Raw genomic sequence first — 18,849 nt, 5'->3', positions numbered from 1 at the left:
CGGCGTCTCGCCCGTCCGCGGGTGGCAGGTGCAGGGACGTAGCCGCGCTCGTCGCTCATCTGCCCGGGCATCAAAGGTGGGAGTGGAGGGGCTTGCCGGCCAATACGAGCGCGGCCTCGCCGAGGGACTCGTTCTGCGTGGGGTGCGCGTGGATGAACGACACGTCGTCCGGCAGCATCGCGCGGTGGACGATGAGGGCGGCTTCGCCGACCTGCTCACCGAGGCGACTGCCGATCATGTGTACGCCGACGATGGGACCGTCCTTCTCCCGAACCATCTTGACGGTGCCCGCGGTTTGAAGAATCTGGCTCTTGCCGTTGCCGCCCAAGCTGTACTCGACGACTTCAACGTTGTTGTCGCCGTACTTCTCGCTGGCCTGCGGCTCGGTCACACCGACGCTGGCCAGCTCGGGCTCGCAGTACGTCACGCGCGGGATACCGGTGTCAAGGACTGGTCGGGGGTTCATGCCCGCGATCTCCTCGGCCACGAAGATGCCGTGCGCGAACCCTCGGTGGGCGAGCTGCAAGCCTGGAACGAGGTCGCCGACGGCGAAGACTCCTTGGACGTTCGTCGCGAGGCGCTCGTTCGTAAGAACCCAGCCACGGTCGGTTGCGATGCCGGCCTCCTCGAAGCCGAGGCCCTCGCTGCGCGGGCTGCGGCCCACGGCGACGAGCACGAGGTCAGCCTCGATCGTGTCGCCGCCCTCGAGCCAGACTGTCACCCTGGAGTCGGTCTGCTCGACGCCGGTGACCTTAGTGCGGGGCTTGAATGCGATCTTGCGCTTTCGGAACGCTCGCTCGAGCTGTTTGCTCAGCGCCGGGTCTTCGAGTGGCACGAGCGTGGGGAGAGCTTCGATGATCGTGACGTCTGTGCCGAACGAGTTCCAGACGCTGGCGAACTCGACGCCGATGACAGAGCCGCCGATGATGACGACGCTGCTGGGGACGTCGGTCATCTCCAGCACCTCGTCGGAGGTGAGGACGCGGTCGCCGCAATCCAGGTCTCGCGGCGTGCGCGCGTAGGAGCCGGTCGCCAGGACGATGTTGCGACCCGTGTACTGCTCATCATCCACCTCGATGGTGCCTCCGCCATCGGCATGCGTCGCGACGAGTTTGCCCTCGCCCTCGACGAGGGTGATGCCGGCCGACTTGATCAGGCCGTGCAGACCTTTGTAGAGGCGGTCGACGACGCCTGACTTGAAAGCGTTGACGGCCTTCATGTCGATCCCCGCGAGGGACGCCTGGACGCCAAAGGTCTCTGCCTTGCGGGCCGCGTCGGCGACCTCGGCGGCGTGCAGGAGCGCCTTGGTCGGGATGCATCCGCTGTGGAGGCACGTGCCGCCCAGCTTGCCTTTCTCGACCAGGGCCACCGTCAGCCCTAGTTGGCTGGCGCGCAGGGCCGCGGCGTATCCGCCGGATCCCCCGCCCAGAATCACCAGGTCATGCGTGGAGGCCATCTCGCTCCTTCTGGTCGGTGTCGCGCGCATTGAGAGCCTGTTGGTAGAGGCGGCCAGCTCGATACGACGAGCGGACGAGCGGCCCGGACATGACGCCCGCGAAGCCGACCGTTAGGGCCTCGTCCGCGAGCTCGACGAACTCCTGCGGCTTGACCCACCGTTCCACGGGGTGGTGCCGGTTGGAGGGGCGTAGATACTGGGTGATCGTGATGATGTTGCAGCCTGCTGCATTCAGGTCACGCAGCGCTTCGGAGACCTCCTCACGGGTCTCGCCCATGCCGAGGATCAGGTTCGACTTCGTGATCAGGCCGTAGTCGCGTGCCTGCGTCAGGACATCCAGGGAGCGGTCGTAGCGGAATGCCGGGCGGATCCGCTTGAAGATGCGCGGCACCGTTTCGAGGTTGTGCGCCAACACCTCGGGGCGCGACTCGAACACCTGAGCCAGCAGTGCGTCGCTGCCGTTGAAGTCCGGGATGAGGTTCTCCACGTCCGTGTCGGGGTTGAGCGCGTGGATCTGGCGGACCGTCTCGGCGTATAGCCAGGCACCGCCGTCGGGCAGGTCGTCGCGTGCGACGCCGGTGATGGTGGAGTACCGCAGCTGCATCTTCCGCACGCTCTCGGCGACCCGGCGGGGCTCGTCGCGGTCCAGAGCGGCGGGCATGCCGGTGTCGATCTGGCAGAAGTCACACCGCCGGGTACACCTTCCCCCGCCGATGAGGAAGGTTGCCTCGCGGTCCTCCCAGCACTCGAAGATGTTGGGGCAACGCGCCTCCTGACACACGGTGTGCAGGCCCTCGCTGCTCACCAGGCCGGTGAGCTCGAGGTACTCAGGGCCAACCTTCGCCCGGCTCCGGATCCACTCGGGCTTCTTCTCGAGCGGGGTTTCGGCATTGCGGGCCTCGAGGCGCAGCAACCTGCGTCCTTGGGGCGCGATCGTCACGTGGCGTCCTCACGTTGGGCGGCTCGGCCGCGGTGAGCCGAAGGCGGCGCATCGGCACGACGGCTCATTCGGTTCTCGCCTCCTTGCGGAGCTCACCCTTCGCGACCTTGCCGATCGAGGTCTTGGGAAGCGCATCGCGGATTTCGATGACTGTCGGGATCTTGAAGGCGGCAAGCCGCCCTTCGCAGTGTTCCCGGACGTCTTCCGCTGTCAGACGGCTGCCCGGCTCGAGCACAAGGACTGCCTTGACCGCTTCGTCGCGCAGCGGGTCGGGTACGCCGATGACGGCGACCTCGGCGACCTCGGGATGCTCGACGATGACAGACTCGACCTCGACGGTCGAGATGTTCTCACCGGCACGTTTGATCATGTCCGACCGCCGGTCGAACCAGTAGAAGTACCCGTCATCGTCGGCGTAGGCGTTATCGCCGGTCCAGAGTTCCCCGTCGCGGAGCGCGTCAGCAGTGGCCTCGGGGTTCCTGTAATAGCCCTTCATGAGGGTGCGGCCAGGAACGCCGTGGATGACGATCTCGCCAACCGTCCCTACCGGCACGTCGTTGCCGTCGGGGTCGACCAGCCGGATCGTGCGGCCCACTAGCGGCTTGCCGATCGATGGCCACTTCTTGGGGCCGAAAACCGGTGCGAGTGTCGCCAGAGTCATCGCCTCGGAGAGTCCGTAGGCGTTGATGAGCTCAACGCCGTAGCGGTCTTGGAACGCGTCCTTCTCCTCGGTCGAGATGTTGAGGGCGTAGAACGTGCGACGAAGCGCGTGGCTACGGTCGGTCTCTCTCTCGGGCTGCGCGAGAAGCGTGCGCACCTGCATGGCGACCAGGCTCGTCTGGGTCGCGCGGTGGCGACGCAGCTGGTCCCAGTACTTCGTTGCGCGGAACTCCTCCAGCACAATGCATGTGGCGCCCACCGTCAGGCTCGACAACATCGTGATCACCTGGGCGTTGACATGGAACAGCGGCAACGAGGTCATACAGCGGTCGGTGTCGTCGAGCAGCAGGCCGCGGGACTCACGCTCACCCCCGTGTAGGGCATTGGCATGAGTCAGCAGCACGCCTTTCGGGCGCGCGGTTGTCCCGGAGGTGAAGAGCATCTGCACGACGTCCTCGCTGTTCACTTTGGGCCGCGGAGCGACAGTCGTGGTGGACACCAGGTCTTCTAGGAGCAGCGTTCCGGGTGCCGCGGTGGCGGTCCTGGCCAGGATGCGGTGCCTGACTGCTGGCACCTCGTCCACGGCGGTGCTCACGGTCGACAGGAATGCCGGCTGGGTGACGATCGCGACGGCGCCGGAGAAGTCGAGGAGGTACTCGAGTTCGCCCGGCGTGTTGGCCGTGTTCGACGGCACCATCACGGCACCGAGCGTGCCGAGCGCGAACCAGACCTCGAGGATCTCCGGGCAGTTCGCGAGGTGTACTGCCACCTTGTCGCCTGGCCCCACCCCCAAGTCGGTCAGTCCTGCGGCCACCCGGTCGACGCGCGTCTGGAAAGCAGAGTACGTAGCCTCGCTGACGTTGCCGTCCTTGTCCTCGAACACGAGGAACGGCTTGTCGCCGTAACGGGCCACCCGTTCGTCCAGAAGGTCGCGCAGCGTGCGGTTCCCGACGATGTCCATGTCAATCCTCCAAGACTTCAGCTAAGCGTGCGCGCGATCGACCGGTCCTCCGGGCGAGCCGTCCAACGCTTCGTCGACCCACAAGAGGCCGTCGGGTTGCTCCACGGACCGGCAGATCTCCCCGAGGGCGCGGGCCGCGTCAGCGCCGTCGGTTGCGGCGTGGTCGAAGCTCAGGCTGAGCCCGATGTTGCGGGTCTCGGCAACCTGACCGTCAACGACGACGAACTCTTTCCGCACCGCTCCGACACCGAGGATCGCGAGTTGCGGCGGGTTGACGATGGGCGAGAACAGTTCGATGCCCAACGGCCCGAGGCTTGAGACCGTGAATGTCGCCCCCTCCACGTGCTCCGGGCGCAGGCTGCCGCTGCGTGCTACCTCGGCGAGCTCGCGGGTGCGTGCTGCGAGACCTGCCACCGACAGGTGGTCTGCCGCGTGGACAACGGGCACCAGGAGGGCACCAGCGACGTCGACAGCGACCCCGAGGTTCACAGACTGGTGAAGTCTGATTGTTCGGTCGGCCACCGTCCCGTTGACGCGGCTCGAGCGGAGGCCGCGCGCGATCGCGGCGAGCAACGCCGCAGAGAACCCCAGGTCGGCGTCATGATGGCGTGCCTTCGCCCCGGCGAGACTGGACTCGAGTCGCGTGACATCCGCGCGCCGGTGCAAGGTGACCTGGGGCTTGGTGATCACCGACTCGGTCATGCGTCGCGCGGTGGTGCGGCGGAATCGGTCGTAGACCAGCTCACGCACTGCCTCAGTCATCGGCCAGCCTCGCGACGACCTGACCTGGCACGACGTCGATGTTCTCCTCAACGAGGAGCTCTGTGACGGTTCCCGCGAAAGGCGACTCCAGCTCCGCAGTGGTCTTGTCGGTCTCCAGTTCGGCGATGGGCTCGCCTTCGTCGACGTGGTCGCCGACCTCCTTCAACCACGCGACGAGCGTGGCTTCCTCCATGGTCAGTCCCCACTGCGGGACCACGATGTCGCTCATGATGCCTTCCTCACGGTCTTGACGGTCTCGAGCACAGCGGAGGCGATGTCCTCCGGTTGCGGCAGGTAGGCGGCCTCGAGCTGGGGCGCGAAGGGCGCCGGCGCGTACGGCGCGCCGAGGCGCCGCACCGGCGCGCGGAGTTCGTCGAAGCACTCTGCCGCGACGGTCGCGGCTATCTCGGCACCGACACCGAACTCGACAACTGCGTCGTGCACCACAAGCAGGCGGCCCGTCTTGCGGACCGACTCGAGCACCGTGTCACGGTCCCAAGGGGAGATCGTCCGCAGGTCGATGAGCTCGACTCCCACGTCTTCCATCTGCTCTACTGCCGTGGCCGCGCGCGGCGCTGCGCCGCCCCACGTGACGAGCGTCAGGTCGTCACCCTCGCGTCTCACTGCGGCAGATCCGATCGGCACGATCTCGTCGTCATCTGGCACCTCCCCCCGGGTCGACCACTCGGCGAGGCTTTCGATCACATAGACCGGCCCGTCGTCGCGGATCGCGGCCTTCAGCAGGCCGCGCGCGTCCGCGGGGGTCGAGCCCCACACGACCTTGAGTCCGGGGACATGAGCCAGCCACGCCTCGAGGTTCTGCGAGTGCTGCGGTCCGGTGCGGCGTCCGCTCGCACAGATCGAGCGGATAACCATGGGTGCGGCGAAGTTGCCGGCAGACATGTACGACACCTTCGCGGCCTGATTCACGACCTGGTCCATGGCTACGGTGACGAAGTCGAGGAACATGACCTCGACGATGGGCCGATAGCCGGCCATGGCCGCTCCGAGAGCGGTCCCGACGATCGCGGCCTCGCTGATGGGCGAGTCTCGCACCCGCTCCGCGCCGAACGCCTCCAGCAGGCCCTTCGACGCCCCGAATGGTCCACCGGGTTCTGCGACGTCCTCACCGATCAGCAGCACGCGGTCGTCGCGTGCCATCTCCTCGTGCAGCGCGCGGTTGATCGCCTGCCAGTACTTGAGCGCGGTCATCTTGCAGCCTCCGGGTATACGTGTCGCGTGAGTCCGGCGGGGTCACTCGGTGCCATCGCCTCTGCTTCGGCCGCCGAGGTCAGCACGCGGTCGCGGATCTCAGCGTCGATGAGGTCGAGGTCGTCGCGCGTGAGGCCGTGCTCGCTGGTCAGCGTGGCGTGCCACATCTTCAACGGGTCTTGCTGACTCATGACGTTGAGCTCGTCGCGATGGCGGTACTTCTGGGGGTCTCCTTCGAAGTGCCCCCTCCATCGGTTGGTTCGCGCCTCGATGAACGAGGGCCCTTCTCCGGCACGGGCACGAGCAACGGCCTTGTGTGACGCTGCGAGTACGGCAGCGACGTCGTTGCCGTTAACCTTCACCGCCGGAATCCCGTACACGGCGGCGAGCGCTGCGACATCTGGGTTGGCCAGATGCACGCTCACCGGGGTCATCTCGGCATAGCCGTTGTGCTCGCAGACGAAGACGATGGGCAACTTCCACAGTGCCGCGATGTTGAGGCACTCGTGAAGCACCCCCTCGGCTGCCGCACCATCGCCGAAGAATGACACCGAGACCTGGCCGTCGCCCGTCAACTTCGCGGCAAGTGCGCCGCCGACCGCCATCGGGATGCCTCCGCCGACGATTGCGTTAGCCCCGAGGATCCCGACAGAGTTGTCTGCGATGTGCATCGAGCCGGAGCGCCCAAGGGCATAACCACCTTCGCGGCCGAACAACTCCCCCATCATTTCCCTCATCCGGCCACCCTTGGCGAGACAATGCCCGTGGCCGCGGTGGGTGGTCGTGATGTAGTCGGAGTCCTCAAGGGGCGCGCAAACCCCGGCCGCGACGGCTTCCTGCCCGATCGACAGGTGGATAAATCCGGGCAGCTTGCCGGCGGCGAAGAGATCTCCGGCAGTGGTTTCGAACTGACGGATGGTGCGCATGCTGCGGTACAGATCGATGGCGGTGTTCCGGTCGATGCCCGTCTCTGGGTCGTGGACGATCGTCATGCGACTTCCTCCTCGCGGGTCAGACGGACGACGGCACGCCCCGGAGCACACACCACGCCGTCCTGGTTGCTTGTCTTCAGTTCGAGCGTCCGGAGGTCACCGTCCGCGGCGGCCACCCGCCCGGTCACGGTCAGTGTGTCGCCGGTGGTCGCGAAGTGCCGGTTCTCCCAAGAGAAGCTCTCGATCCGGCCTTTCTCGCCTAACCATCGGTTGACAGCGGAGATCAACCAGCACCCGTGGAGGTGGCCCTGGACAAGCACTCCTGGGTACCCCTCGGTCGCGGCGTACGGCTTGTCGTAGTGGATACGGTGCGGGTTCCAGGTCACCGAGCTGAATCGGAAGAGGGAAATCTCCGTCGGGCAGATCTCGAGTTCGGGCAGTGTGGTCTCTACGTCAGCGAAGCTCATGCGAGGGCCTCCCGCCCCAGGAATGTCTCCCGGCACTCGATCACGAGACCGGTCTCGTCGAAGTACCTGCGATCAACGGACAGGACGAGCAGCGGTCCGCTGCTGGCGGGCTTGAGGTCTGCACCCGAGAGCTCGACCTCGACCGTCATCGACGCACCGGGCACGAGTTCGCGGTGAAAGACGAGCGCCTGCCCGCCGGCCATCAGCCGAAGACCCGCGACGTCGAACCCTGAGAAGGGGTCGGCGGCGTTGCCGTCGGGCAGAAGTTCAGACTCGTCCGGCCCAGCACCCCAGACGAGAACCGACGACAAGAACAAAGGTGTGGCGAGCCCGCGGACGTCCTCGCGCACGCTGCCGTCGACTGCGACGGCGAACCGTTCGAGATGGAGGGGGTCGATGCGGCCGAGGGCGGCCTGGCGCGACAGGCCTAGATTGTCCTTCGCCGCTCGCCAGACGCGCTCGATCAGGGATGGCTCGGTCACGACATCTCCCCCGCTGCCTGAGGATTCACCAGCAACTTGCCGAACACCCGCCGCTCCTCGAGGAGTCGTTGCGCGTCGGTGATGCCCTCCAACGGAAAGACCTGCTGAATGATCGGGCGCACGATCCCTCGGGCGGCAAGGCCGAGGATCGTGAGGAAGTCGTCACGGGAACCGGCGTAGGAGCCGATGATCGTGTGCTCCTTGATGAACAGGTGCCAAAGGTTGATGTCGACGTCGAAACCCGAGTGGCCACCGGAGGTCACCAGGCGACCGCCGCGTGCCATCGCGGCGAGGCTCCCCTTCCACGTGCTGAGGCCGACGTGTTCAAAGACGAGGTCTGCCCCATGGCCGTCGTTGAACGCTTTGACCTGTTGAGGCCACGTGGGGTCGAAATGGTCGACCACGAGATCGGCGGGGAGCAGGTCCCGCGCCTGGCGCACCTTTTCCGGACCGCCCACAGTCACGACGACCTGAGCGCCGCTGTGATGTGCGACCTGGGTGGCGAGGGTGCCGATGCCTGACCCCGCTGCGATGACGAGGACCGTCTCCCCGGCGCGCAGGTGGGCCCGGGTGTGCATCATGTGCCAAGTGGTCGGCCCGGTGACTGCGATGGCCGTCGCCTCGTCGTAGGACAGGGTGTCCGGAATGGGCAGCACCTGGCGGGCCGGCGCCACCACGTACTCGGCGTAGCCGCCCGGAGTCTGCACACCGAAGATGCGGCTTTCGCGGCACATGTTGGTCTGCCCCCGGAAACACGGCCGGCAACTGCCGCAGGAGAGGACGGGGTCGACGACGAAGCGGGACCCGAGGACCGAGTCGTCGACTCCCTCACCGATGGCGACGATGTCCCCTGCCACCTCGGTCCCGGAGATGTGCGGCAGCGGTACTGCCTGGGGGGTCTGGCCGGCTCGAGTCAGGAGGTCGACCTGGTTCAGGCCGCAGCTGCGTACCTTGATCAGCACCTCTTCCGCATTACAGGGCGGCACCTCGACGTCTTCCTCGACCCGTAGCACGAGTTTGCCGTCGTCGTCATGGAGACGGGCTGCCCGCATCGTCGCGGGGACGGCCTCGACCGTCCGCGGCTCAGCCACGATCACGGTCTGCTCCAAGCTTGGTGAGGTAGGCCTTCTTCTTGGCGGTGAACTCCGCGGACTGGAATGCCAGTCCGTTCGCGATCGCCTCGACCTGGAGTTGCTCGTGCAGGCTCGAGGTCGCGCCGAGGCGGACAACCGTCTTGAGCATTCGCACGGCGTCGGGTCCCTGCTCGCTCAGCCGGCCGAGGACCGCGTCGACCGCCGCCTTGAGAGCGTCGGCGTCTGCGAACACCTCGTTGACAAGGCCCCAGTGCCTGGCTTCCTCGGCCGTCACGCGATAGCCCATCAATGCCATGTGGAGCGCGCGGGACGGACCTACCTGACGCTGGACCAGCCAGGACAGTCCGAAGTCTTGCACCACGTCGAGTGCTCCGGGGACCATCCAGAATCGCGCGTCGGCCACCGCGAACCGCAGGTCGCAGGCCATCGCCAGTCCCAGACCGCCACCACCGCAGGCGTCGCCGTTTAGTGCAGCGATCGTCGGGATCGGCAGGTTGTAGATCGCCTCGATGACCTCGTGTTGCCAGTCCAGCAGGCGCTTGCCCGAGTACACGGACGAGTCGTCGACATGCTCCATGAAGAAGGGGGTGTCAAGATCGACGCCCGCCGAGAAGAGCCGGCCGCGGCCCGTGAGCACCAGCGCATTGGTCTCACTGCGCGCCACGGTCCCCAGAGCCTCCAACAGCTCTTCGAGCATCTGCGGGTCGAGCGCGTTGAGGCGCTCTGGCCGGTTCAGCGTCAGCAGCGCAGCCCCTGGCCGCAGTTCCAACTCGATCCGAGCATCACTCATCATCTGACTCCTTGACCATCCGCCACCGCACACGCCTCCTTCTAGCCCGACCGACTAGTCGGTCGATACCCACGGACACTAGTCCGCCCACTACGCGCCGTCAAGCAGGCGTCGGAAGGCCCAGGTCGACCGCCACTCGGCCAGCAGTTTGGCCGGACTCAACGGCGGCCACCGCCTCGGGCACGCACGCGAAAGAGACGACGCTCGAAACCACAGGGCGAATCCCTGCCTCACCCACGACCGCAACGAGCCGCTGGTACTCCTCAACGACAACGTCGGGCGCTTTGTCGCGGTACAGCCCCCAATGCAGCCCGACGACGGAGTAATTCTTGACCATCGCGAGGTCGGCCCTCACCGCCGGTACCTGCCCACTGGCGAATCCCACGATCACGATCCGGCCGTCGAAGCCGACCACACGCTCGGAGACGGCATGTGCAGCACCGCCGACCGGGTCGACCACGACGTGGACTGAGCCTCCCGCGGTCTCCTTGACGCGCCCGACGAGGTCGTCCCCGCCGCGCAGCAGAACCTCCGCGCATCCGGCCGCTTTCGCGACCTCGCGTTTCGCCTCGTCCCCGACAATTCCGATGACCCGCGCGCCAGCGGCATGCGCGAGCTGCACCGCGGCGAGCCCGACGCCGCCGGCAGCCGCGTGCACGAGGACGACATCCCCCGCCCTGACCCGGCCGCGGACGTGCACGGCGAACCACGCCGTCTGGAACGCAACGGGGAAGCAGGCGGCCTCCGGGTAGCTGTAGCTCGGCGGTGGGGCGAAGACACTGGCCCGATCAAGCACCGCGTACTCGGCGAAGGCCCCGACCAGTCCGGTCGTCAGACCCGCGACACGTGTGCCGGCCGAAAGGCCGGTGGCCGGGTCGTCACCTAGCGTTTCCCCGGCAACCTCCATCCCGGCGACCGCCGGCAACGGTGGACGGAGCTGGTAGGTACCGCGGACGATGAGGGCGTCGGAGAAGTTGACCGAGGCCGCCCGGACCCGGACCAGCACCTGTCCAGGACTGGGTTGAGGTACCGGAAGGTCCCGGAGGGCGAGCACCTCGCGAGGGTTCCCGGTGCGTTCGAACATCCATGCCCGCATGCGCGCGGGCGGCGACTCAAGCACTTGCGTTGACCTCCTCAAGAAGCGCCGGCAGATCCGTCTTGCGGAGTCTTCCCGGCGGCGAGTGCGGAAGGACGCCAACCGAAGGAACGCGAGGCAGACGCTCGTGGCCCTCGAACGGCCCAGGGCAGTGTTCGGCGTGTGCCGACCGACGACTGGCGCCGCCTACCGCAGCAACGACCGCCGCCAGGGCGAGGCGAACGGGTCGCGAGCTTCCCATGCGACCATGATCGATCACCGGACGTGATTGTGCGGCCCAGATCCTGCTCACCGGGCCGTCCGATGGCGTGGGGTGAGGATCCATGTGCGCGGGCGCACGGCACCCTTCGTGCCGGTCATTCAGAATGACCGACCCAGGCCAAAGGACTCTGCGATGAGATTTTTGCCCATCTCGTTCGTGATCGGCCCGATCCGGTAGAGGCGGACGTCGCGCCAGTACCTCTGCATGTCCGTCTCCTGGGCGTAGCCCATGCCGCCGAGGATCTGGATGCCGAGGTCGGCAGCCTTGGTGGCATAGTCCGAGGCGATCACCTTCGCCATGGTCGCCGCGGTTCCTACGTCCTGGCCGGTCTGCTGCAGCCAGGCGGCTCGATAGATCGCGAGCTCGCTCTGCATCTGCCACATCGCCATGTCGGCGACGTAGTGCTGCAGGGCCTGGAACTGGCCGATCGGCCGGCCGAAGGCGTGACGCTCCTTCATGTACTGGACCGCGTCCTCCAGCACGCCGTCGAGGACGCCGAGGCAGAGGGAGGAGACGATGATGCGCTCGTTGTTCAGGCTGGTCAGGATGCCCCGCCATCCGTCGTGCACGTCGCCGACGATGTACTCATCCGGCACGAAAACATCGTCGAGGAAGACTTCGCAGGACCCGACGGCCCGCATCCCGAGCTTGGGGATCTGACGGATCTCCAGCCCCTTCGACGGATTGGGGATCAGGAACAACGTCATCCCGCGACTCGGCCGTTCGGCGTCCGGGTCGGACTTCGCGAGGACGAGGAGGTAGTCGGAAACGTGAGCCGCGGTGGACCAGATCTTTTGGCCCCGGACCAGCCACCCGCCCTCGACCTTGCGCGCTGTGGTACGCATGCTGCCGAGCAGGTCGGTTCCGCCGGACGGCTCGGTCACGGCAATCGCGATCTTGATCTCGCCTCCGGCGAGACGTGGCAGCAGGTCGGCCTTCAAGGCCTCCGACCCCGACTCGGCGATGGATCGAGCGCAGAACGACGACAGACCCCAAATCCAGACGAGCCCACCGAGCGTGCGCGACAGCTCCCGACCGATGATGACCTGGGAGAGCACGTCGACCCCAGAGCCTCCGTACTCTTCCGGCAAACCGACGGCGTGCAGCCCTTGTTCGGCCATCAGGTCCCAGAGCTCGACCGGGTATTCGTGCTCGCGCGCCTCCCACTCGCGCGCTGCCGCCTTCGGCAGCTTGCTGTCGACCCACGAGTGCAGGTGGCGCTGGAAGTCGGCGAGCTCGGGCGTCAGGGAGAAGTCCATTTCAGTGTCCTTCGGTTTGTCGATGGGGGTGGTGTTGGGCGAGGGCTGGGTTCTGGCGGCGAGCGCGGCGGCGAATGCTGGCCGCCCCGGTCACGGCGCCACGACGGCACCCACGAGATCGGCGGCAGGGGCGTCGAGCGAGCCGAAGACGCATTCGACCAGAACCGTCAGGTCGATGCCGTCCGCCACTTCCTGCTGGAGCCGAGACAGACTGGCGCTCAGATCGTCACGGCCCCACGCCGCGGTGCTGCCGTCGCCGACGAGGCGTACCCAACGACCGTCGGTCCAGGTCACCTCGAGGACGAATTGGCGAGGTGCCAGATGCGGATCCGCGACGACCCTGACGCGACGTGTCGTGTCGATCCGCTCCGGCTCGGCCGACCGGAAGAGGTCGTCGACCGTCACGCCACCCCGGGTGAGCGCGGTCGCGACACAATAGGGCGCGCTCATCAGGGCGGCACCAGCGTCCTCGAACGGCGGAACCCCGTCCGTGCCCGGGTACTGCGCCTCCGCCGGCGTGAGAGTCAGCGTCGCTGCGGAGATCTCGGCCCGCGTGCAGGCGAGCGCGGCTGCTGCGGTGACAGGAGCTTGCAAGATGGCGCACACGGGGTGGGCCTTGAAGCTCACCTCTCGGGTCGCCCACCGGCTCCCGAGCCCTTCACCAACCTCTTCAGCGAGGGCGGAGTCTCTGGCGAATGCGTTGAAGAAGCCACTGCTGCCCTCGAGAGCACCTGTGGAGCCTGTCGCGCCGCTGTAGGCGAGGAGGGCGGCCTCCATACCGGAGCGGGACGCCGCGCCGAGTTGCATCTGCCACTCATTCGACCCGTCGACCCATGTCTGGTTGGTACCGGCCGCCATCGAGGCCGCGATGCCGACAGCATGGGCGCAACCTGCGGCGTCGAGCCCGAGAAGCAGAGCCGAGCCGGCGGCGGCGCCGAATACGCCGTAGATGCCGCTGCCGCGAAAGCCGTGGGCAGTGGTCGACGCGGCGGCGACGCGGCTGACGGTCGCTGCCACCTCATACCCTGCGACGATCGCCGTTAGCACCTCGCGCAGTGCTAGGCCTTCCGCTTCTGCGAGAGCGAGGACCGCGGGGGTCGTTGCTGCGCCGACATGCGTGAGGCCGGGAAAGTAGGTGTCGTCTTGTGCTCGAGCATGGATGAGCCACCCGTTCACGAAGGCGGCATCCGGGGGTGCGAGTTCGCGGCCCGACACGAAGGCCCGCGCACCCCGGCCGCCTCGTCGATGGCTCGCCCACCGTGCAGCGACCTCAGCGAGCCGGTCGCCCGCCGCCGCCACGGACAGGTTGTGGGTCAGTGCGATGCGTGCGGTCTCCATGACGTCGTCTGGGATGTCGTCGATCTTGAGCTCGGCGACGAACGCTCCCAGGGCGGCTGTCCTTGATTGGCTCATGTCACACCTTCACCGCTGCCACCCGACCGAGAACGCCGGTTGGTTTCGCCACGAGCACGACGATGAAGACGCCGAACACCAGGGTCGCTCGCCAGTCCGCAGAGATGTAGCCGGCGAAGAAGGCTTCGAGGAGACCCAGGAGCACGGAGCCGGCAATGGCGCTGCGGATCGTGCCGAGTCCGCCGAGGACCGCCCCGACGAATGCGATGAGGGCAAGGCGCGTCCCCATGTGAGGACTCAGTGACAGGATCGGCGCCGCGAGGATTCCGGCGGCTGCGGCGAAGATGCCCGACACTGCGAAGAGCCACAGCGTGACTCGGTTCGTCGGGATGCCAATCGTCTCTGCCATCTCCTTGTCCTGGAACATGGCGCGGATCGCCAGTCCGCCCCGGCTCGAGAGGGCGAGACCGAGCAGCGTGAACAAGATTGCGCTCACCACGAGCACCGTGACGCTGTGACTCGAAATCGACAGAGGCCCGAGCGTGTGCGCCTCGGTGCCCGCCGGGCTGCGCGCGGGCCGTGGGATTCCGCCCGCGGCGAGCTGTACGACCTCGGCCAGAACAATCGAGAATCCGAACGACATGATGACAGCGGCGAGGATGTCCTTCTCGGCGACACGGCGGTAGATGAGCACCCACGACAGGACCGACAGCACGACACTGCCGGCCAGGGCGATCACGATCCGCAGCATGACGGGAAGCGTGTCGAACCAGACGTAGGTGAGGTATCCGGCGACCATCGCCTGTGCACCGAGTGCGAAGTTCACAAATCCGGTAGCGGTGTACAGCACCGCATAGCCGGCGGCGACCAAGGCGTAGATCGAACCGGTCACGAGTCCGCCGGCGAGGAGGAGCACGAACGTTTCCAAGGTCAGCCGACCTTTCCGAGTCCACCGAGGTACAGGTCACGCATCTCGTCGGTCCGCTCCAGCTCTTCGACGGTGCCTGCGAGGACGACTTCGCCGTGTGCGAGCAGGTAGCCGCGGCTGCAGATTCGCATCGCTAGTCGCGCGTTCTGCTCGACGAGGAGCACGCTCAGTCCGCCTGCGGCGAGCTCACGCACGGTCTCGCCGACGTGCTGATAGATCACCGGCGCCAGCCCGAGCGACAGTTCGTCGATGATGAGCAGGCGCGGCCGCTGGGCGAGTGCGCGCCCGATCGCGAGCATCTGTTGCTCGCCACCGGAGAGCAGTCCCCCGAACGAGTGCTGTCTCTCCCGCAGCCGGGGAAAGAGGTCGAAGACCTCGTCGATCCGTTCACGCACTGCGGCGCGGTTCACAGCGCGCGCGGCCACCTCGAGGTTCTCCTGCACCGTCAACTGCGTAAACACGTGGCGCCCTTCGGGCACCACGGCGATTCCGCGGGCAGCGCGACGACTTGCCGGAAGGTGGGTGATGTCCTGGCCGTCCCACGTCATCGTGCCCGCCTGGAGTCCGTTGAGACCGCTGATGCCTCGTAGAGTTGTGGACTTTCCCGCCCCGTTGGGGCCGATCAGGAAGACGGATTCTCCGTCACCGACGGTCAGGTTGAGGTCCCCCACGACGGTGACCGGTCCGTATCCGATGCGGGCGTGCGTGAGTTCAAGCATCGTCGTTCCTTCCGAGGTAGGCCTCGATCACCTCGGGCGATTCGCGAACGACGGCGGGGACGCCGTCGGCGATGACCTTGCCCTCGCTGAGGACCGTCATCCGGTCGCAGATGGTCATGAGGAGTCCGATGTTGTGCTCGATCACGAGGATCGTGTAGCCGCTGTCCCGGAGCCTCCGCAGGACATCACCGAGCACGTCCACGTCGGACCCAGGAAGACCCGCCGCGGGCTCGTCGAGGACGAGCAGGGTCGGCTGGCTGGCGATCGCACGGGCGAGCTCGACGAGGCGGCGACGTCCGTAGGACAACTCTGCCACCTGCCGGTGCGCGTCCTCGGCGAGGTCGAGCTCTCGCAGGACGGCGTACACCTCGGTCCGGTGGCCCCGCTCCTCGCGAACGACGCGCGGTGTGTAGAAGAGGGTGTGCGGGAAGCGGTATCGGATGTGGCCGTGTCTGCCGGCCATCACGTTGTCGATGACGCTCTCGTCCTCGAACAGCTGCGAGGTCTGGAACGTACGTGCCATACCCTTCGATGCGAGTCGATGCGAGGCGAGTCCCGTGACGTCGTCGCCTTGGAACCTGACGCGGCCGTCGTCGATGCGGTCGACGCCGGTGATCATGTTGACCAAGGTGGTCTTGCCGGCGCCGTTGGGTCCGATCAGTCCGTGCAGCGATCCTTGGGCGACGGAGACGTCGACCCGGTCGACCGCCGTGAGGCCGCCCCACCGTCGGATCAGGCCGGTGGCCTCGAGAAGTGCGGTCATGCCCTTCCTCCGCCCCGGGAGCGAGAGCGGTGCGCGACGAGCCGCCGCACGCGAGCGACAGCCCGTGAGCCCGTCAGCCCGCCCAGCCCGAGCGGGAGGAAGCGCAGGCTGAGGACGATGAGCGCGCCGTAGACGAGCAGGACGTAGTCAGCCACCCCGAAGTCCGCTGCGGAGTTGCGGAAGTAGGTGAGCAGCGCGGCCACCACGAGGATCCCGGGCATCGATCGAAGTCCGCCGACGATGGCGATCGCGAGCACCGACAACGTCAGGTCGATGCTGAAGACTGAGGGGTTCACGACCAGCGACCACGCGCTGTAGAGGGCGCCCGCGATCGCCGAGAACGCCCCGGCCATAGCGAAGCCCAACAGCTTGTAGCGTCGGGCGTCCACACCGATACTGCGCGCGGCGATCGGGCTCTCGCGGACCGCCATGAACGCCCGGCCGATCTTGCTGCGGCGCATGCTGGAGATCATGATCATGAACAGCGTCAGCACACCCAGGCCGATCCAGCACAGCAGGCGGGGATCGTCGAGCGACCTTCCGAAGAACGTGATGTAGAACCCGGTTAGTCCTTGTGACCCACCGAGCCAGTCCGTGTTGCGGACGACGTTCTCGAGGATGTATCCAATCGCCAGGGTCGTCAGCGCAAGGTAGAGGTCACTGACCCGCAGGGTCACTGCGCCCATCACCAACCCGAGGAGGGCCCCGATGGCCGCGACCAGGACGAACCCGATCGCACCGTCGAGGCCGACGTCCTCGGAGACAACGACCGCCGCGTATGCACCTGTGCCGAACAGGGCAGCCTGTCCGAGAGAGAAGGTCCCCATCAGCCCCATCAAGAGGTGCAGGGAGAGCCCCAGCAGCGCGACGATGAGGACGTAGGCCATCAGATACGTCGTGGAGAAGTCGGTCAGTGCTGGCACGGCCGCCGCCACGATCAGTAGGACGGCGCCAGCCATCGTTGCCAGCAGACTCGCTCGACGCTCGGCGCCCGGACCCGGGACGGGAGGCGAGTGGGGCCGGGTGAGAGTGTCGGTCATCGTGGTCTCAGCGCTCCGGCCAGACGATCTCGTACTCGGTACCGTTCCACACGGCGATCTGGGACGTAGTGAGCCCCAGTCGGTCCTCGGAGGAGAAGTTCCATCCCTGCCTGGCGATGCCGTCGAACGACAAGGACTCCAAACCTTCCGTGATGTCCTCGCTCGAGGTTCCGTTCTCATCAATAACCTGGGCCAACGCCATTGTCGCGTCGTACGCCATGGCCGAGATCCAGCCCGGGGTGTCAATCCCCTGGGCGATGAGCTTGTCGGTCAACTCCTTGTTCGCAGTGGTGGGGAACCACGGCGACACCGTCATGTATCCCACCGCCGCGTCACCGGCGAGCTCGATGGATCCCGAGGCATCGGCGCCGATCCACTGCGACTCCAGGCCAAGTTCCTTGGCCTGACGCAGGAGCTTCGCGACGTCAGCCGGGTTGGAATCGCTCAACAGGACGTAGGTGGGGTCGGCCTCCTTGAGCTGGGTGATCAGCGGCGTGTAATCGGCCTGGTCGGGATCGTGCGCGATCTCAATCACGGGCTCGACCCCGATTTCGGAAAGCTGCTCCTTCTGCTGTGCTGCGCCGCTTGTGCCGAAGTCGGTCGTCGCGTTGACGATTGCTACGGTCTCGTCGGGCTGGAGCTTCGCCTCGATGTATTCGATGACAGTCTGGTTGCTCCGGTCGCTCTGGGTGCTGAACCGGAAGGTGTTGGAGTAGTCGTCTGTGATCTGGTTCAGGACCGCCATCACCAGGTGCGGCACGTCAGCCCGCTCCGTGACCTCCGCGGCCGGGAGTACGTCGACGCTCACGATCGGCCCGATCACCACTGGCATGCCGTCGGCGCTGACGGCCTCGCGCGCGGACTGGACGCAGATCGCCGAGTCGCTCTGGCAGTCGTAGACGACCGGCTCGAACTCGACGTCGTAGTCCCCCGAAGCGTTGATGTCCGCGGCTGCCGCCTCGACGCCTGCCTCCAACTGGAGCCCGTAGTCGGCGTAGGCACCAGTCTTCTCGGTCACGACCGCGAACTTGAACGTATCGCCGTCTGAACCGCCTACCGCGGAGCATCCCGCCACCGCGAGCGCCAGCGACGCTGCCGCAGCAGTCTCCTGAATCCCAGTCAGCTTCTTCATGCATTGACCCTTCTCGCGTGCCCGACCGGCCAGTCGGTCGACTAGGTCTACTGAAGCGCACGATCCGATGTACGTCAAGCGAACAAACGACGCGCAAGCGTCTAGACCGACTGGTCGGTAACTCGTCCGCGAGGGGATCCCGACCTCACCCGGAATACCCGGCGCCCTGACAGCGATCCATGCCGGCTGGCCGCACGGCTCGCCCCGCGGGGCCGACCCGCCGCTCGAACGAAGAGAGCGCAACCGGGCGCCACACCGGCGCTACTCATGCGTGTCGTGATGGCCCTCCCGCGCGTTCCCGCCTACACGATCAGCGTGGTTGAAGACAGGTTCGCGAAGCCACGCTCCCGCGCCCTGGACACACCCGGTCGCGGTTGTGGGCAGCCGACGACGAGCACGCACTGGCCGTTGGAGCCGATCCCGAAAAGGGTCAACGAGAAGTGTTGCATTCAGCGGGACGCATCGCTGCTCCGCTTCCGCTTCCGGGTCGCGGCCTCCGGCGATCGCAGGACCGTCCGCGTCCACCAGCCGGCAAGCTCTC

Annotated in this window: 19 protein-coding genes; all 19 read right to left on the bottom strand. The window is 66.8% G+C overall.

The features are described from left to right. Positions 1-70: 70 nt before the first annotated feature. The gene (lpdA, locus tag D0Z08_RS05325; protein WP_118923367.1) at positions 71-1,456 is read right to left on the bottom strand and encodes a dihydrolipoyl dehydrogenase; all 1,386 of its coding nucleotides are present in this window, start codon (positions 1,454-1,456) and stop codon (positions 71-73) included. Further along, entirely contained in the window at positions 1,440-2,396 is a 957-nt protein-coding gene (gene lipA / locus D0Z08_RS05320) for a lipoyl synthase (protein ID WP_118923365.1), read from the bottom strand. Before lipA ends, lpdA begins: the two co-directional genes overlap by 17 nt. A gap of 64 nt (positions 2,397-2,460) precedes the next feature. After that, entirely contained in the window at positions 2,461-4,017 is a 1,557-nt protein-coding gene (locus D0Z08_RS05315) for an AMP-binding protein (protein WP_118923363.1), read from the bottom strand. Between the two features lie 21 nt (positions 4,018-4,038). Further along, positions 4,039-4,779, bottom strand: a complete 741-nt coding sequence (locus D0Z08_RS05310) for a 2-oxo acid dehydrogenase subunit E2 (protein ID WP_118923361.1) — start codon at positions 4,777-4,779, stop codon at positions 4,039-4,041. Next, positions 4,772-5,008 (bottom strand): lipoyl domain-containing protein, encoded by a 237-nt coding sequence (locus tag D0Z08_RS05305; RefSeq protein WP_118923359.1) that lies wholly within the window; start codon positions 5,006-5,008, stop codon positions 4,772-4,774. The genes D0Z08_RS05310 and D0Z08_RS05305 overlap by 8 nt, the downstream gene beginning before the upstream one ends. Further along, entirely contained in the window at positions 5,005-5,991 is a 987-nt protein-coding gene (locus D0Z08_RS05300) for an alpha-ketoacid dehydrogenase subunit beta (protein ID WP_118923357.1), read from the bottom strand. The genes D0Z08_RS05305 and D0Z08_RS05300 overlap by 4 nt, the downstream gene beginning before the upstream one ends. Continuing rightward, positions 5,988-6,983, bottom strand: a complete 996-nt coding sequence (locus D0Z08_RS05295) for a thiamine pyrophosphate-dependent dehydrogenase E1 component subunit alpha (RefSeq protein WP_118923355.1) — start codon at positions 6,981-6,983, stop codon at positions 5,988-5,990. Before D0Z08_RS05295 ends, D0Z08_RS05300 begins: the two co-directional genes overlap by 4 nt. Then, positions 6,980-7,390 (bottom strand): hotdog family protein, encoded by a 411-nt coding sequence (locus D0Z08_RS05290; RefSeq protein ID WP_118923353.1) that lies wholly within the window; start codon positions 7,388-7,390, stop codon positions 6,980-6,982. Before D0Z08_RS05290 ends, D0Z08_RS05295 begins: the two co-directional genes overlap by 4 nt. Continuing rightward, the gene (locus D0Z08_RS05285) at positions 7,387-7,872 is read right to left on the bottom strand and encodes a hypothetical protein (RefSeq protein ID WP_118923351.1); all 486 of its coding nucleotides are present in this window, start codon (positions 7,870-7,872) and stop codon (positions 7,387-7,389) included. The genes D0Z08_RS05290 and D0Z08_RS05285 overlap by 4 nt, the downstream gene beginning before the upstream one ends. Further along, positions 7,869-8,969 (bottom strand): alcohol dehydrogenase catalytic domain-containing protein, encoded by a 1,101-nt coding sequence (locus D0Z08_RS05280; protein WP_220454054.1) that lies wholly within the window; start codon positions 8,967-8,969, stop codon positions 7,869-7,871. Before D0Z08_RS05280 ends, D0Z08_RS05285 begins: the two co-directional genes overlap by 4 nt. Further along, positions 8,956-9,759 (bottom strand): enoyl-CoA hydratase/isomerase family protein, encoded by an 804-nt coding sequence (locus tag D0Z08_RS05275; RefSeq protein WP_118923349.1) that lies wholly within the window; start codon positions 9,757-9,759, stop codon positions 8,956-8,958. Before D0Z08_RS05275 ends, D0Z08_RS05280 begins: the two co-directional genes overlap by 14 nt. Positions 9,760-9,856: 97 nt before the next feature. Beyond that, the gene (locus tag D0Z08_RS05270) at positions 9,857-10,840 is read right to left on the bottom strand and encodes an NADPH:quinone oxidoreductase family protein (RefSeq protein ID WP_245993677.1); all 984 of its coding nucleotides are present in this window, start codon (positions 10,838-10,840) and stop codon (positions 9,857-9,859) included. Positions 10,841-11,212: 372 nt separating this feature from the next. Then, positions 11,213-12,373 (bottom strand): acyl-CoA dehydrogenase family protein, encoded by a 1,161-nt coding sequence (locus tag D0Z08_RS05265; protein ID WP_118923345.1) that lies wholly within the window; start codon positions 12,371-12,373, stop codon positions 11,213-11,215. 90 nt (positions 12,374-12,463) lie between these two features. Then, positions 12,464-13,786: an MmgE/PrpD family protein gene (locus D0Z08_RS05260; protein ID WP_118923343.1), complete on the bottom strand. Its 1,323-nt coding sequence runs from the start codon at positions 13,784-13,786 to the stop codon at positions 12,464-12,466. A gap of 1 nt (position 13,787) precedes the next feature. Beyond that, on the bottom strand, positions 13,788-14,642 hold the full coding sequence (locus tag D0Z08_RS05255; RefSeq protein ID WP_281271709.1) for a branched-chain amino acid ABC transporter permease: 855 nt from the start codon (positions 14,640-14,642) through the stop codon (positions 13,788-13,790). 14 nt (positions 14,643-14,656) lie between these two features. Continuing rightward, complete coding sequence (locus tag D0Z08_RS05250; protein WP_118923339.1) at positions 14,657-15,373, bottom strand: ABC transporter ATP-binding protein; 717 nt, start codon at positions 15,371-15,373, stop codon at positions 14,657-14,659. Next, the gene (locus tag D0Z08_RS05245) at positions 15,366-16,136 is read right to left on the bottom strand and encodes an ABC transporter ATP-binding protein (RefSeq protein WP_118923337.1); all 771 of its coding nucleotides are present in this window, start codon (positions 16,134-16,136) and stop codon (positions 15,366-15,368) included. Before D0Z08_RS05245 ends, D0Z08_RS05250 begins: the two co-directional genes overlap by 8 nt. Next, positions 16,133-17,095 (bottom strand): branched-chain amino acid ABC transporter permease, encoded by a 963-nt coding sequence (locus D0Z08_RS05240; RefSeq protein WP_182481162.1) that lies wholly within the window; start codon positions 17,093-17,095, stop codon positions 16,133-16,135. Before D0Z08_RS05240 ends, D0Z08_RS05245 begins: the two co-directional genes overlap by 4 nt. Positions 17,096-17,183: 88 nt before the next feature. Next, positions 17,184-18,308 (bottom strand): ABC transporter substrate-binding protein, encoded by a 1,125-nt coding sequence (locus tag D0Z08_RS05235; protein WP_118923333.1) that lies wholly within the window; start codon positions 18,306-18,308, stop codon positions 17,184-17,186. Between the last annotated feature and the right edge of the window lie 541 nt (positions 18,309-18,849).

The sequence above is a fragment of the Nocardioides immobilis genome, from assembly GCF_003515065.1.
Lineage (GTDB): Bacteria > Actinomycetota > Actinomycetes > Propionibacteriales > Nocardioidaceae > Nocardioides > Nocardioides immobilis.
Note: the sequence above shows the minus strand (reverse complement) of the source record. Positions and strands in the feature narration are given on the sequence as shown.

Bases quoted from the DNA above. Each gene is read 5' to 3' on its own strand.
- lpdA (WP_118923367.1), bottom strand. From the start codon at position 1,456: ATGGCCTCCACGCATGACCTGGTGATTCTGGGCGGGGGATCCGGCGGA.
- D0Z08_RS05315 (WP_118923363.1), bottom strand. From the start codon at position 4,017: ATGGACATCGTCGGGAACCGCACGCTGCGCGACCTTCTGGACGAACGG.
- D0Z08_RS05310 (WP_118923361.1), bottom strand. From the start codon at position 4,779: ATGACTGAGGCAGTGCGTGAGCTGGTCTACGACCGATTCCGCCGCACC.
- D0Z08_RS05305 (WP_118923359.1), bottom strand. From the start codon at position 5,008: ATGAGCGACATCGTGGTCCCGCAGTGGGGACTGACCATGGAGGAAGCC.
- D0Z08_RS05300 (WP_118923357.1), bottom strand. From the start codon at position 5,991: ATGACCGCGCTCAAGTACTGGCAGGCGATCAACCGCGCGCTGCACGAG.
- D0Z08_RS05295 (WP_118923355.1), bottom strand. From the start codon at position 6,983: ATGACGATCGTCCACGACCCAGAGACGGGCATCGACCGGAACACCGCC.
- D0Z08_RS05290 (WP_118923353.1), bottom strand. From the start codon at position 7,390: ATGAGCTTCGCTGACGTAGAGACCACACTGCCCGAACTCGAGATCTGC.
- D0Z08_RS05275 (WP_118923349.1), bottom strand. From the start codon at position 9,759: ATGATGAGTGATGCTCGGATCGAGTTGGAACTGCGGCCAGGGGCTGCG.
- D0Z08_RS05270 (WP_245993677.1), bottom strand. From the start codon at position 10,840: ATGTTCGAACGCACCGGGAACCCTCGCGAGGTGCTCGCCCTCCGGGAC.
- D0Z08_RS05265 (WP_118923345.1), bottom strand. From the start codon at position 12,373: ATGGACTTCTCCCTGACGCCCGAGCTCGCCGACTTCCAGCGCCACCTG.
- D0Z08_RS05260 (WP_118923343.1), bottom strand. From the start codon at position 13,786: ATGAGCCAATCAAGGACAGCCGCCCTGGGAGCGTTCGTCGCCGAGCTC.
- D0Z08_RS05250 (WP_118923339.1), bottom strand. From the start codon at position 15,373: ATGCTTGAACTCACGCACGCCCGCATCGGATACGGACCGGTCACCGTC.
- D0Z08_RS05245 (WP_118923337.1), bottom strand. From the start codon at position 16,136: ATGACCGCACTTCTCGAGGCCACCGGCCTGATCCGACGGTGGGGCGGC.
- D0Z08_RS05240 (WP_182481162.1), bottom strand. From the start codon at position 17,095: ATGGCTGGCGCCGTCCTACTGATCGTGGCGGCGGCCGTGCCAGCACTG.
- D0Z08_RS05235 (WP_118923333.1), bottom strand. From the start codon at position 18,308: ATGAAGAAGCTGACTGGGATTCAGGAGACTGCTGCGGCAGCGTCGCTG.